Source organism: uncultured Phascolarctobacterium sp., from assembly GCF_902463975.1.
GTDB lineage: Bacteria > Bacillota > Negativicutes > Acidaminococcales > Acidaminococcaceae > Phascolarctobacterium_A.
This window is the reverse complement of the sequence record NZ_CABQHJ010000034.1, coordinates 1-13,848: the sequence shown is the minus strand read 5'-3', so window position 1 is coordinate 13,848 and position 13,848 is coordinate 1. Positions and strand designations below refer to the sequence as shown.

Below are 13,848 nucleotides of genomic sequence, written 5' to 3'. Positions count from 1 at the left end.
GCACAAGAGCTTTAGCAGGCCGTAAAATTAACAGGCTGAATATGCTCCTGCTCCAGCAGCTTTTTATTGCCGCTGTCAAGGTACGCCTGCAGCTCCTCCTGCCAATGATATTGCCAGGGAAATATTTTGCCCAAGGCAGCAGAATCAATACCGGGATGCGTCATCAGCTCGCTTACGCCATCCGGAAGCTGACGCAGGATATTGCCTACCAGCTCCGCATTCAGATGACCTCCCGCCAGCATGCCGAAGAAATGCTGCGGATGGTGCAGGCCAAGGCTGTCGGCGCGTTGCGCTGCCAGCTGAGCACAAAAGCTGAGCCCGCTACGTCCGATCATTCTGCCGATACCTGTATGAAAGCCTCCGGTAAAGGTATAGGCCTCCTTAGGTATACGTACCCTTATAATATTATACTCATTACAGAGCTTTAATACAAGTGCATTAATTCCCGGCAGCACATGAGTATGCTGATGACTGTCGATATGCGTAATGTTTATTTTTGCTTCCAGCGCCCTTTCGATTTGCGCGCGCAGCTCCGCTTCCAGCTCGCTGCGCTTGACGCTGCCGCTGTAAAAGCGCTTGGCAAAGGCAACGTAATCCGGCAAAAACAAGCCCTGCTCATCCAAAAGGCTGCTGACCTTCGCTGCAGGCAGCACAGGCGCCACACTGCCGACCAGCGTCAGATGCACACCTATACCGAGCTGAGGATTTTCCTGCGCCAGCTTTACTGCCTCCTGCCAGCAGGGAGTACTGGGCATCAACGAGGTGCTGGTAATAAAGCCCTCCTTATAGCCCTTGATAATACCTGCGTTAATCAAAGGATGCAGACCGAAATCATCTGCATTAACAATTAGTTTTTTCATAATCTCTACACTCTTTTGTAATTGGCAAAGTGCAGCTTTACATAGTCACGCAAAGCATCCTTGCCGTATTTTTCTGCTAAGCGGCGGGCGCACGCCGTTGCCTGCTCGCCGCCGCCCTTCGGCAGCTCGCCTACGCCGGCCTGCTGCGCCAGCTCTTCCATCGTCCGCAAGAAGCGGGCACGGGCCAGCACCGAAGCAGCGGCAACCGCCAGATTGCTTTCTGCCTTAGGCTGCTGACGCACGCTGCAGCCCGGAAAGCGCTGCTGCAAAGCCTTTAAATTTACCGTGGATTGGGTGAACTGGTCAATGAGAGCGCTGTGGCAATCCTTTTGCCTCTCCAGCACCTGACTAAGCGCCGCCACATGTCCGTAGCCCAAAAGCTGGTTGAGCTTACCTCCGGCAGCCGCTACCTGCTCATAGCGCAGATTATAAATCTTCGGCTTCAGCTCCAGCACACTGTAATCAACAACCGTTGCCTTGATAACATCCTCCAGCTCAAGGATTTTTTTATCTGTCAGCAGCTTGCAGTCCTTAACGCCTGCAGCCTGCAGCTTCGCTGCCGTTGTGTTGTCCACTACTGTGGCCGCCACAACTAGGCTGCCGAAGAAATCACCCTTGCCGGATTCATCACTGCCAGCCCACAGGCCGTTGCTTACTGTTGCTCCTGCGGCTGCAGGCTGCAGCTCATCAGACGCAGTCTGCACTCCCTCCAAGAGCATAAGTAATCTTTGCTTTAAGGCACTGTCACCGTTATAAACATGCGTCAGTCCCTTTTTGCCGTTATATATATTCACGGATGCCTTAGCCTCGCAAAACTGCACTGCAATCTGCTGGCCATAATTAATCGGCTTATCCTTAACAATACTGAAACCATCCTGACGGATTTTTTCTGCAGCCTCTGCCAAGTAATCGGCAAAGGCCTTGGGTGTCAACTGTTTCAATCCTATTCTCCTCTTTGCACATAGTTTTTCGCCTTCCACTCCTCAAAGAGCAGATAAATCAACGGAACAACCACCAGCGTCAGTAAGGTGGAGGTTGTTAAGCCGCCGATAAGCACCACGCCCATCGACTGACGCAGCTCCGCACCCTCGCCGATACCGAGAGCAATCGGCAGCATACCGAGTATCGTAGACAAGGTAGTCATCAGAATAGGACGCAGACGCAGCGAGCAGGCCAAGAGCACTGCTTCACGGATAGACATGCCCTTTTCCCGCTCCTGGTTGGCATAGTCAATCAGCAAAATTGCATTTTTGGTAACCAGGCCAAGAAGCATAGTAAAGCCAATCATGCTCATCATGTTCGCTGTCTGTCCTGCAACAAGCAGGCCCAGGATAGCGCCGATAATCGCAAACGGCAATGATACCATGATAATCAGCGGCTGCGAAAAGCTTTCGAACTGCGCTGCCAATACCATGTATACTACAACTATGGCCAAAATAACTGCCTTGTAAACCTCTTTAAAGGAGCGTGCCATATTATCTGCCTGACCAATCATCTTATAGTTATATCCCGGCGGCAAATTCAGCTCAGGAATATATTCGTTGCGCACCTTGCTGATTAAATCACCGGGCGAGATACCTACTGTGTTGGCATAAACAACGATCTGACGCTGCTTATCCTCACGCTCAATGCGTGTAGGACCGCTGCCGTAACGCACATCGGCGATATCACCCAGACGGATAAACTGACCTGCGGAGGAAGAAATGCGCAGGTTCATAACATCATTGATATTAGTGCGCTGGCTTTGCTCCAGCTGCAGGATAATATCATAGTCATTGTCACCGATGGTATAGCTGTTGCTGGTGCTTTTGCCCATGACAGCCATTTCGATAACCTTACCGACCTCCGTAGCATCAAGACCAAATTCACTGGCCTTGGCGTGGTCCAGTTTGACCACGATTTCTGGCTGCTCTTCCGAATCGGATATATCAACGTCGGTCGCACCCTCAGTCCGGCGTAGCATATCTGCCAGCTGCTGAGCGTAATTTTTCAGCTCCTTGATGTTGCTGCCGCGCAGACCGATCTGCACCGGACGGCTGTCACCACGGCCGCCGCCCTGGTTGGATACAACGGTAACCTTCAGGCCTTCAACATTTTGAAAGCGTCCGCGCAAATCATCCATAATCTGCTGCATGCTGCGTTTACGCTCATTGCTTGGCTTCAGGCGGATATCAAGCGAGCCCTGGTTAACAGGATTACGGCCGTTGCCGACATTGAGTGCCACGATTTTGACTTCCGGCAGCTGCGAAATCTCCTGCTGCAACGGCTTGGCCAGCTCTACAGTTTTCTGCAGACTGGTGCCAATGGGCGCTTTAACATTGACGCTGAATTCACCCGAATCATAGGTAGGCTGGAATTCCGTGCCCACAAAAGGCAGCAGCAGCAAATTCAGCAACAGCGAAATGATACCTACGGCAACAACCTTCTTCGGTCTTTCTAAAGCCCAGGCCATTAAGCTGTCATACATTTCACGCACGGACTGGAAGCCTGCTTCGAATTTATCGAGCGCCCTCTGCACAAAATGCGTGCGCTCCTTGCTACTCTGCTCCTCGGTTTCTGCCTTAATCCAATACGCCGAAACCATTGGCGTGAGCGAAAAGGCTACAATAGTCGAGAACGCTACCGCAAAAGCAACCGTCAGACCGAACTGCTTGAAGAACTGGCCGATGGTTTCACCCATATTGCCGATAGGCACAAATACAGCCATTAAGCTCAGGGATGTCGCCAAAATCGCCAGCGTCAGCTCCTCCGTCGCTTCCTTGGCTGCCACAAACGGCGTCTGCCCCATCTCGATATGGCGGAAAATATTTTCAATTACTACAATCGCATCATCAATCAAAATGCCGACTGCCAGGCTCAAAGCCATCAGCGACATATTATTCAGCGTAAAGCCCATAACCTTCATCATAAAGAAGGTAGCGATAATCGACGTAGGAATACACAGACCGCCGATAATAGTCGCACGGAAATTGCGCAGGAATAGATATGTTATCAAAAGCGCCAGAAAACCGCCGAAAAGAATCGCATTCCAGACATCCGCAATGTTATCGCGGATATAATTGGACTGGTCGCGCACCTTATCAACAATAATATCGGGCGGCAGATTGCTGTGCTTCAGCTCCTCCATCTTGGCATTGACATTATCGGTAACATCAACAGTATTGGTTTTGGACTGCTTACGCACAAAGGTCATAACACAGGGAACGCCGTTAGCGCTGGCAAAGGTATCCTCATCCTCCCAGGAATCAAGCACATCGGCAATTTCACTGATATAAACAGGACGGCCGTTATGATTAGCAACTACCACCTGCTTAATATCATTGATATTGTTATACTTGCCCAAGGTACGCACAGTAAATTCCATAGCGTCATTCTTTGCCTTGCCGCCGGGAGTATTGTAATTGTTGGCGTTCAGCTTACTGCGCACTGTCTGATAGGCAATACCGTATTCCGCCAGCTTTTCCGGCTTCAGCACAATGCGGATAGCACGCTGGCTGGCACCGACAACGGTAACCTCGGAAACACCCTCCACCATCTGCAGCTCATCCTTGATATTATCCTCCACTATACGGCGGATTTCACCACGACTGCGCGAGGGCGAAGCAAAGGTATAGGCCACAATTGCGCGGGAGTTAATGTCAACGGTCTGCGTTACCGGCTCGTCGATATCATCCGGCAGCGCCTTGCGCACGCTGGCAACCTTTTCACGCACCTCACTGGCCTTCACCTGCGGGTCTACACCGATATTAAATTCCAGAACCGTTTCACTGTAGCCTTCCAGCACAGTGGAGGACAGCGTCTTGATACCCGAAACCTGGCTGACGCGGTTCTCAATCGGCTTGGTAACCAGCGTTTCCATTTCCTGCGGCGATGCACCGCTGTAGGTAACACGCACGCTGACAATAGGCAAATCAACATCTGGATTCAGATCAACGCCGATTTCCGGATAGCAGCGGATACCGAATACTACCAACAGCAAAATAAACATGGTAGTAAAGACCGGCCGCTTGATAAATGTTCCAATCATCGTTATTTACCAGCCTTTTTCAAATCTATCCTGCTGCCTTCACGCAGCTTGTTATGTCCTTCGGTAACAATAGTATCCTTTTCATCCAGTCCGCTCACTATTTCCGCCAGCTTATCATTCGTATAACCGACATTCAGCACACGACGCTGTACAACGCCCTTGTCATCAACAACAAATACCGTCTGCTGGTCATCACGCATCACAATAGCCTGCACCGGAATAGTCAGCACATCAGCTTTAGGTGAAGCGGTAAGCGTAACGTTGGCATAGACGCCGGCCAAAAGACCTTCGCTGTTATCCACGCTCACCTCTGCCGCAAAGGTATGCGCCGGCAAATCCGCAACCGGAGCAATGCGGGTAATTTTACCTATCAGCTTTTTACCGGGATAAGCAGGCAGAGTAATGCTTGCTTCATTGCCGACATGTACACCGGCAATCTGGCCTTCGGGAATATGAATCGTAGTTTTCAGCATAGAGATATCAGCAACGGCAAAAATAGGCGTACCTGCCTTTGCATAGTAGCCCTCCTGATAATAACGCTTGGCAATAATGCCGTCAGCAGGCGCTGTCAGCACCGTGCCCTCGGATTTAGACTCCATCGCCCGCATGCTGCCTCTGGCAGCCTCCAGCTTGGCTGCAGCATTATCACGCGCAAAGCGGTAATCATCTACCACTTGCTGCGAAACCGCACCCGTAGCATATAGCTTTTCATAGCGCTGCAAATCCGTTTCCGCCTTGCGCAGGCTTGTCTGTGCATCAAGAAAGCTGCCCTTGGCACTTAACAGATTGGCATCTGTATCAGCCTGCTCCAAAATTGCCAGCACCTGTCCTCGGCTCACACGGTCACCCTCACGGACATAAACCTTTTCCAAGCGTCCGTCCACCTTAGCGGCAACCTCTGCCTGCCATTCCGGGTCCAGACTGCCGGAAAAGCTCAGACTCGGGACAATCGTCTGCCTTACGGGGTGAGCAGTAACGACCGCCACATTGCGTACCTGCGACAGCTTAGCAGCACGCGCCTTATCAGCCTGGATATTGCTGTAAATACGGTAGCCGATAATTACGCATACCGCCAGCAGCAGGCCAAGCGCTATCTTAACCTTGCGATTCTGTAAATTCACTTTCTTTCCTCCCTGCACCATGCCCTTGGGTTAATTATAATGGGGTAAGTTTAAATTCAGCTGAGTTTATCGTGGACAAATTATAGTTATAGATAATAATATTATACCTCTTATCAAGAGAAGTTAGCAAGTGCAAAGCCACAGACAGGCATAGAAAAAGCACGCTGCGTACAGCGTGCTTTCGACAGTTTTAATTTAGCTTACAGGCCAGCCTGCTCGCGCAGTGCAGCAGCCTTTTCGGTATGCTCCCACGGCAGGTCAACATCGGTACGGCCGAAATGACCATAAGCAGCAGTTTGCTTGTAGATAGGACGCAGCAGATCCAGCTCACGGATAATGCCGGTCGGGCTCAGGGAGAAGTTTTTGCGAACCAGCTCAGCAATCTTGTCTTCGCTGATTTTGCCGGTGCCGAAGGTTTCAACCAGAACGGAAACCGGATGTGCTACGCCGATAGCGTATGCCAATTGGATTTCGCATTTATCTGCCAAGCCTGCAGCAACGATGTTTTTAGCAACGTGACGTGCAGCATAAGCAGCACTGCGGTCAACCTTAGAGGGATCCTTGCCGCTGAAAGCACCGCCGCCATGACGAGCCATACCGCCATAGGTATCAACGATGATTTTACGGCCGGTCAGACCAGCGTCACCTTGAGGACCGCCGATAACGAAACGGCCAGTCGGGTTGATGTAGTATTTGGTTTCCGCATCCAACATTTCTGCGGGAACAATCGGTGCAATAACCTTTTCGATAATATCTTTGCGAATCTGCTCGTTGGAAACTTCCGGTGCATGTTGGGAAGAAATAACGATAGTATCTACACGAACAGGTTTGCCGTCATCATATTCAACGGTAACCTGAGTTTTGCCGTCCGGACGCAGGTAAGGCAGCACGCCTTCCTTACGAACCTTGGTCAGCTGCAAAGCCAGCTTGTTAGCCAGATATGCAGGCATCGGCATATAGCTTTCAGTTTCGTTGGTTGCATAACCGAACATCATGCCTTGGTCGCCAGCACCGGTTTCTTCCTCAGCAGCCTGGCCTTCTTTAGCTTCCAGCGCTTTATCAACGCCCATAGCGATATCAGGGGACTGCTCGTCGATGGAAATCAGCACACCGCAGGTATTGCCGTCAAAACCGAATTTAGCGCGGTTGTAACCGATATTGTTGATGGTTTCGCGGGCAATGTGTGCGATATCAACATAGCATTGGGTAGAGATTTCACCGAAAATGTGAACCTGACCGGTAGTAACGATAGTTTCGCAAGCAACACGGCCTTTAGGATCCTGAGCCAGGATGGCATCAAGCACAGCATCGGAAATTTGGTCTGCTATTTTATCGGGATGACCTTCAGTAACGGATTCGGAAGTAAATAATTTTCTCATTGGTAGCTCCTTTCATAAATAAAAAACGTTGTTGAGAGTGTTTAGATGGTATAAGAAAAGGCGTTCTCGTTATGAGAACGCCTTAAATTATTACTCTTAGCATTCTCATCTTACAGATAAACTGCAGGACTTAGCACCGTTTTACAGCTGTCACACTGCAATGGTTGCTGCGACTTCACAGGGCCATTCCCTCCATCGCTCTTGATGAGTTGTATTAAATTGATTACAGATGCCATTATATAACAAAATCAAGATAATGACAAGTACTTTTTTTACGAAAAATATGTGAAAACGCCTTTTCCGTAACAGCCTACGCTAAATAGAATTTAATTCTATTATACAGGGATTCATAATGCATACGTAGCCTTGCCATCCCTACTCCAAAGAGCGCGGAGAAGGCTGCAGATACTATATGATTGCGACAATGGCGTACTACTGCTGCGTCGAGAAACAGTCATAACACAGATGCTACCTTACAATCCCTACTTCAAAGAGCGCGGAGAAGGCTGCAGATGCTATATGATTGCGACAATGGCGTACTACTGCTACGTTGAGGAGCTGTCATGACACAGATGCAGCCTTATAATCCTCATTCCAAAGAGCGCGGAGAAGGCTGCAGATGCTATATGATTGCGACGATGGCGTACTTCTAGTACGTCGAGGAGCAGTCATGACGCAGATGCGGCCTTACACGCGCTCTTCTAAGCGCGCTCGCGACGTATACGCAACGCCTCGTCCAAAATACGGTTCGCCACATCAACCTTCGGCATCTGCTCCAGCTCGCATACATCGCCGTTGGCATAGAGGAACTTAACGATATTGGTATCGGAATTGAAGCCGGCACCGGCAGCCGTAACATCGTTGGCTACAATCATATCAAGATTCTTCTTGACTACCTTTTCGCGGGCATTAGCCAGCAGATTTTGCGTTTCTGCAGCAAAGCCAACCAAAACCTGATGCGTTTTCTTGGCCCCTAAGGTTTTGAGGATGTCCGGATTTTTATCCATAACGACAGTCAGAGCGTCATCTGTTTTCTTCTTAATCTTTTGGTCTGCCACATCACGCGGACGGTAATCGGCAACAGCTGCTGCCTTGATAACGATATCTACGCCATCGTAGGCTGCAAGGCAGGCCTCCAGCATTTCATTAGTCGATTCAACCTGCACTGCCTTAACATTAGGCGGTACAACAAGCGCAGAGGGACCGCTGATAAGCAGTACCTCAGCACCGCGCTCGGCAGCCATCTGAGCTACGGCATAGCCCATCTTGCCGCTGGAACGGTTGCCGACAAAGCGAACGGGGTCAATCGGCTCACGTGTACCTGCTGCGGTAACGAGTACCTTCAGGCCACGCAGGTCGCCCTCACGGCCGGCAAAAAAGCTGCTCATAAACTCCACAATCTGCTGAGGTTCAGGCAGACGGCCGGGGCCGCTGGTGCCGCAGGCAAGATGTCCGGAAGCAGGCGGCATTACAGTAATACCACGGCTTTGCAGCTTAGCGATATTTTCCTGAGTTGCAGCATTAAGATACATACCGGTATTCATTGCTGGGCAAACAACTATCGGTGCCTGAGCTGCCAAAAGCGTAGTGCTCAGCAGATCATCCGCAATGCCATATGTCATTTTAGCCAGAATATTAGCGGTAGCAGGCGCAACTAAGAAAGCGTCAGCCCAATTTGCCAAAGCAATATGCTCAACATTAAATTCCTGGTTGCTGTTCCACATACTGGTAGCAACAGCATTACCGCTGATTTCCTTGAAGGTTAACGGAGTAACAAACTGCTGCGCATGCTCGGTCATGACCACACGCACCTCGCAGCCCTGCTTACGCAGACGGCTGACAAGATCTACAGCCTTATAAACAGCAATACCGCCGGTTACTCCCAAAACAATTTTTTTGCCCTTTAACAAGGTTTTACCCTCCCGCTGTTATACGTTTTTAGTACGCTCGTAGGTAATAGTATCGTTAGCAATTTCCTTCAGCGCAGCGCTGACCTCTTTTTCCGCGGAATTTACGCCGGGAATAGTGAGCTCGCGTGCTCTTTTCGCTGCCAAAATAACCAAAGTGTATTTGCTATCTACTTTTTCTGCCAAATAGTCAATAGACGGATCTACCATAGACATTATAGAATCACTCCTTTAAGTATTTCATGGTTCACACAGCAGACTGCTGCATAATGTAAATTTATTTTTTTGCTTTACAAATCTTATCAACAATAAAATATGTTCTAGCTACGCGGTAACGCTCAGCCTCCATAATTGTAAGTACCTTTTGCGCTGCCTTTTCCGCAATATCATTAATGATGATATAATCATATTCCGCTGCGTAGGTCAGCTCGCTGGCTGCGGAAGCCATACGGCGCTTAATAACATCCTCGCTGTCGGTACCACGCTTATAAATACGTGCGGAAAGCTCATCCAAGGAAGGCGGTACGATGAAAACAAAAACACCCTCGGGGAAGCGCTTTTTAATCTGCAAAGCGCCCTGGATATCAATCTCCAACAATACGTCACGTCCGGATTCCAGCTGCTCTTCCACGTATTTGCGCGGTGTGCCGTAATAATTGCCGTATACCTCGGCATATTCCAGCAGCTCGCCCTTTTCGATCATCTGCTTAACCTCGGGAATTGTTTTGAAGAAATAGCTTTCTCCGTCAACCTCACCCGTGCGCGGTACGCGTGTAGTAACAGAAATAGAATAACCTAAATCCGGCAGCTGGTCTCTCAGCATCTGGCAAATAGTTCCTTTGCCTGCTCCCGACGGACCGGATACTACAAGAAGTACTCCCTTGGGAGTAACATTATCAATATCGTTGCTCATGATCCAATTACTCCTCTTCTTCAGAATCAGCAGTTTGTGCCACCAGACGGTTGGCTACAGTTTCCGGCTGTACCGCAGACAGAATGATGTGACCGCTGTCCACAACAACTACAGCACGAGTACGACGTCCGTAGGTTGCATCAACCAGCATGCCTTTGTCACGGGCCTCCTGGATAATACGTTTAATCGGTGCTGATTCCGGACTGATAATAGAAATAATGCGGTTGGCTGCGACAATATTGCCAAAGCCGATATTAACTAGCTTTATATCCATAACTTCCTCCAGTTTTATTCGATGTTCTGAATCTGCTCACGGATTTTTTCTATTTCCGCCTTAATTTCTACAACAATCTGCGCCATAGTATAATCATTTGCTTTGGAAGCAATGGTGTTTGCTTCACGGTTGAATTCCTGGATAAGGAAGTCCAGCTTACGTCCTACCGGCTGGTCGGAAGCAATAATGGTCTTGAATTGCTTGATATGGCTCTTCAAGCGCACAATTTCTTCCGTAATGCTGGTACGGTCAGCAAAAATTGCTACCTCCTGAAGCAGACGTTCCGGCTCAACCTTGATATTATTGTCAGCCAGCAGATTAGTCAGACGCTCCTGCAGCTTAGCCTGATATTCTTCCACAACTAAGGGAGAACGCTCCTCAATCTGTGCCAGCTTTTCAGCAATCAGATCTGCACGGTAAATGAAATCACCGTAGATATTGCCACCCTCTGTTTCACGCATAGCTACCAGATTAGCAACAGCCTGCTCAACAGCCTGTTCAACCTTATGCCAAACACTTTCTACATCAAAAAAGCCTTCCTTAACGTTAATCACGTCAGGGCATTTTGATAAATAGAGAATTTCTGCAGCAGCGTTAATACCTGCAGCGTCGGCTCCGATAGCAACGCCTACCTCCTGCAATGCCTTATGATAGGCAGCAGCAAGGTTTTTATCAACCTTCAGAGTGCAGTTGCCGCTGACATTATAATCAGCAGTAATAAACACATCAATACGTCCACGGCTAACGGTTTTTAAAATAGTTTTGCGGATTTTATCCTCCAAAGGATTCAAAAATCTCGGCAAACGGATAGCAACCTCGTTATACCGGTGGTTCACGGTTTTCATTTCAATGTTAACAGAAAAATCTGCATCCTCGTAGGAACCACGGCCGAAACCGGTCATACTTTTTAACACAGGCTTCCTCCTCCATCTTCACCAGTAAAGGTGATTTTTTCAGCTTAAAAGATAAGTATTTTTGCTTCAATCTTATCTTGAAAATCTATTATACCACATTTCTCTAATGATTTCAGCATTTTTCTTCGTTTTTCGTCGCTTAGATAAAGAAATGGCCCATTTTTGTTTTGCTATACTTGTTGCAGGTAATGGAGTATAATATGATAAATAATAAATTAGCATTGTCTTCCCGCAGGTTCAAAAAACTTTGCCGAGCCTGCACCGAAAGGAGTCCCTATGAACATTGAAGGCTTAACTTTAAAGCTGCTTACAGATACATTAAACGAAGAACTGCTGGGCAGCAAAATATATAAGGTATATATGCCTAATCCGCAGTCACTTCTGCTACTCGTCCGCAGAACCCGCGATACAAGCAGCCTGCTGGCGGATATGCACAACGGCAGCTGTGTGCTTTATCTGCCGCAGCAGCTGCCGGAAAACCCGGAAACTCCACCCACCTTCTGTATGCTTCTGCGCAAGCATCTGGAGGAAGGACGCATCACAAAAATCAGCCAAAGCGGCCTGGACCGCATTATTACGCTGGAGATAGATCTTTTAGGCGCCTCCAGTAAAATAATTACCAAAAAGCTGATTTTTGAGCTTACCGGTAAAAACAGCAATATCATTCTCACGCAGGACGATGTTATCATCGACTCTCTGAAGCATGTAAGCGCAGCACAGAGCAGCTATCGTACAATTCTTCCCGGCAAAGCCTATATTGCACCCCCGCCGCAGGAAGGCTTTAACATTTTGACAGCTGACCCGTCGGAAATCGTACAGGCCGCCAACAAACTGCCTGCGGCTAACTTTGCCAAGGCCTTTATCAGCGCTACCACCGGTGTCGGCAAAATGACGACGCTAGAGCTTTTAGCCGCTGCAGATATCCTGCCGCAGGAGGTACGTCTGGAAACCTGCGCCTGTCAGTCACTGGCGCAGGTTATCGGCAAGCTGCAAGCAGATATGCAGTTGCAGGCTGCCAAGCATCCTGTCTATGCGCTCATCAGCCGCACAAATCAGGTGAAAACTCTGCTGGTGTTGCCTCCGCAAAATGTGCAGGAAGGCATGCAGGTCAAAGAATTTGCCGATATCAACAGTGCGCTGAATTTTGCTGTCAGCCTGAAGCCAATCCAGCTTCCACGCCACGAACAGCTGCAAAAGCTGGTGAACAGCGAAACCGCCAAACTTAAGAAAAAGCTGCAGGCTCTGCAAGAAGATTTAGCTAATGCTGCCAATGCAGAGGAACAGCGTATGCTGGCAGATACTATCATGGCCAATATCTATCAGATAAAAAAAGGTCAGACCAGCGCCGAGCTGATAAATATTTATGACGGCGAGCCGGTTACCGTCAGCCTTTCTCCCATCCTTTCGCCTACGGAAAACGCACAGGCTTATTACAAGCGCTATAATAAATACAAACGCGCTCAAACCGAAGTGCGTATCCAGCAGAAATCTACGGAAGAAATGCTTGCCTATCTGGAAAGTCTGGACGCTTCGCTGCTTACCGCTACAACGAAGGAAGAAATTGAGGAAATCAATCAGGAAATGCTAAGCAGCGGTCTGCTTAAGGACACGAATAAAAAGAAGAAGAATGCCGGACTGCAAAAATCGCAGCCTCTGCATATCCGTTTAAATCCTGAAGCAGATTTGTATATCGGCAAAAACAACAAGCAGAACGATTATGTTACCTTTACCTTGGGCAATCCTAAAGATTTATGGTTCCACACCAAGGATATCCCTGGTTCGCACGTTATTTTAAAAACGTCACTGCCGGAAGCACGTCAGGAGGATATTAATCTTGCTGTGCAGCTGGCAGCATATTTCAGTAAGGCACGCGACGGCAGCAATGTTCCGGTCGACTGCGTACAAAGACGCTATGTAAAGAAGCCTGCAGGCAGCAAACCCGGCTTTGTTATTTTTACAAACCAGAATACTTATTACACAACACCTGATATGGAGTTAATCCAAAAATATTTAAAATAAAGATTTAGTCAAAACTAAATACGTCAGTATATAGTAACGCGCCTTGATTCATAGAAATATGAATTGAGGGCGCTTTGAAGTTTATGGAAAGTTTTTTGAGTGTAGATATCTTATAGAGCAGAAAAATAAGTTTCTAGATAAAAGTTATAGATCTAGAATGTAAATTGAGCGAGAGATAATATCGTGCAAGGAATAGCAATTTTAGCAAATGAGCATTTGGAACCATAGAAGTGTCGCAACTGTCTGAGCGCTAAGCAAGCTACTGTAGAAAAATCTCTCAGCATAGCGCGAGTTTTGCGGCACTTCGTCCTGGTTCCATGCGAAATTTGCGTTGTGCCCTTTGGGCACTGGAAAATTGCTCCTGACCGGAACGATATATCTCTCGCGAACAGAGAAAGTACGGTAGTAAGCTAAGTTAGTCCGCAGCTATCTAT

The 13,848-nt window shown here is 48.4% G+C and carries 11 protein-coding genes and 1 riboswitch; of the genes, 1 reads left to right on the top strand and 10 read right to left on the bottom strand.

Translation table 11 applies throughout. The features are described 5' to 3' along the window. Positions 1-11 precede the first annotated feature (11 nt). The 10 genes from RDW05_RS09905 to RDW05_RS09860 all read right to left on the bottom strand — a co-directional run bounded on the left by RDW05_RS09905 (position 12) and on the right by RDW05_RS09860 (position 11,395). Entirely contained in the window at positions 12-860 is an 849-nt protein-coding gene (locus RDW05_RS09905) for a ChbG/HpnK family deacetylase (RefSeq protein WP_307978908.1), read from the bottom strand. Between the two features lie 5 nt (positions 861-865). Further along, entirely contained in the window at positions 866-1,801 is a 936-nt protein-coding gene (locus RDW05_RS09900) for a ribonuclease HIII (RefSeq protein ID WP_307978906.1), read from the bottom strand. A gap of 2 nt (positions 1,802-1,803) precedes the next feature. Next, positions 1,804-4,887, bottom strand: a complete 3,084-nt coding sequence (locus tag RDW05_RS09895) for an efflux RND transporter permease subunit (protein ID WP_307978903.1) — start codon at positions 4,885-4,887, stop codon at positions 1,804-1,806. Between the two features lie 2 nt (positions 4,888-4,889). Next, positions 4,890-6,008, bottom strand: a complete 1,119-nt coding sequence (locus RDW05_RS09890; protein WP_307978902.1) for an efflux RND transporter periplasmic adaptor subunit — start codon at positions 6,006-6,008, stop codon at positions 4,890-4,892. A 200-nt stretch (positions 6,009-6,208) separates the two neighbouring features. Then, positions 6,209-7,387 (bottom strand): methionine adenosyltransferase, encoded by a 1,179-nt coding sequence (gene metK / locus RDW05_RS09885; protein WP_210684116.1) that lies wholly within the window; start codon positions 7,385-7,387, stop codon positions 6,209-6,211. Positions 7,388-7,489: 102 nt separating this feature from the next. Beyond that, a riboswitch (SAM riboswitch) is annotated at positions 7,490-7,598 on the bottom strand. Between the two features lie 490 nt (positions 7,599-8,088). Continuing rightward, positions 8,089-9,297 (bottom strand): bifunctional phosphopantothenoylcysteine decarboxylase/phosphopantothenate--cysteine ligase CoaBC, encoded by a 1,209-nt coding sequence (gene coaBC / locus RDW05_RS09880; protein ID WP_307978900.1) that lies wholly within the window; start codon positions 9,295-9,297, stop codon positions 8,089-8,091. An 18-nt stretch (positions 9,298-9,315) separates the two neighbouring features. Next, positions 9,316-9,504, bottom strand: a complete 189-nt coding sequence (rpoZ, locus tag RDW05_RS09875; protein ID WP_148495367.1) for a DNA-directed RNA polymerase subunit omega — start codon at positions 9,502-9,504, stop codon at positions 9,316-9,318. Positions 9,505-9,571: 67 nt separating this feature from the next. Next, complete coding sequence (gene gmk, locus RDW05_RS09870) at positions 9,572-10,207, bottom strand: guanylate kinase (RefSeq protein WP_307978899.1); 636 nt, start codon at positions 10,205-10,207, stop codon at positions 9,572-9,574. Positions 10,208-10,214: 7 nt separating this feature from the next. Then, positions 10,215-10,481 (bottom strand): extracellular matrix/biofilm regulator RemA, encoded by a 267-nt coding sequence (remA, locus tag RDW05_RS09865; protein ID WP_009146168.1) that lies wholly within the window; start codon positions 10,479-10,481, stop codon positions 10,215-10,217. Positions 10,482-10,495: 14 nt separating this feature from the next. Next, entirely contained in the window at positions 10,496-11,395 is a 900-nt protein-coding gene (locus tag RDW05_RS09860) for a YicC/YloC family endoribonuclease (RefSeq protein WP_307978898.1), read from the bottom strand. A 276-nt stretch (positions 11,396-11,671) separates the two neighbouring features. On the opposite strand from RDW05_RS09860, the gene RDW05_RS09855 reads away from it, so the two are divergent. Further along, the gene (locus RDW05_RS09855) at positions 11,672-13,414 is read left to right on the top strand and encodes an NFACT family protein (protein ID WP_307978897.1); all 1,743 of its coding nucleotides are present in this window, start codon (positions 11,672-11,674) and stop codon (positions 13,412-13,414) included. Positions 13,415-13,848 lie beyond the last annotated feature (434 nt).

Coding starts and splice junctions, on each gene's coding strand:
- rpoZ (WP_148495367.1), bottom strand. CDS start 9,504: ATGGTAGATCCGTCTATTGACTATTTGGCAGAAAAAGTAGATAGCAAA.
- gmk (WP_307978899.1), bottom strand. CDS start 10,207: ATGAGCAACGATATTGATAATGTTACTCCCAAGGGAGTACTTCTTGTA.
- RDW05_RS09905 (WP_307978908.1), bottom strand. CDS start 860: ATGAAAAAACTAATTGTTAATGCAGATGATTTCGGTCTGCATCCTTTG.
- remA (WP_009146168.1), bottom strand. CDS start 10,481: ATGGATATAAAGCTAGTTAATATCGGCTTTGGCAATATTGTCGCAGCC.
- metK (WP_210684116.1), bottom strand. CDS start 7,387: ATGAGAAAATTATTTACTTCCGAATCCGTTACTGAAGGTCATCCCGAT.
- RDW05_RS09895 (WP_307978903.1), bottom strand. CDS start 4,887: ATGATTGGAACATTTATCAAGCGGCCGGTCTTTACTACCATGTTTATT.
- RDW05_RS09855 (WP_307978897.1), top strand. CDS start 11,672: ATGAACATTGAAGGCTTAACTTTAAAGCTGCTTACAGATACATTAAAC.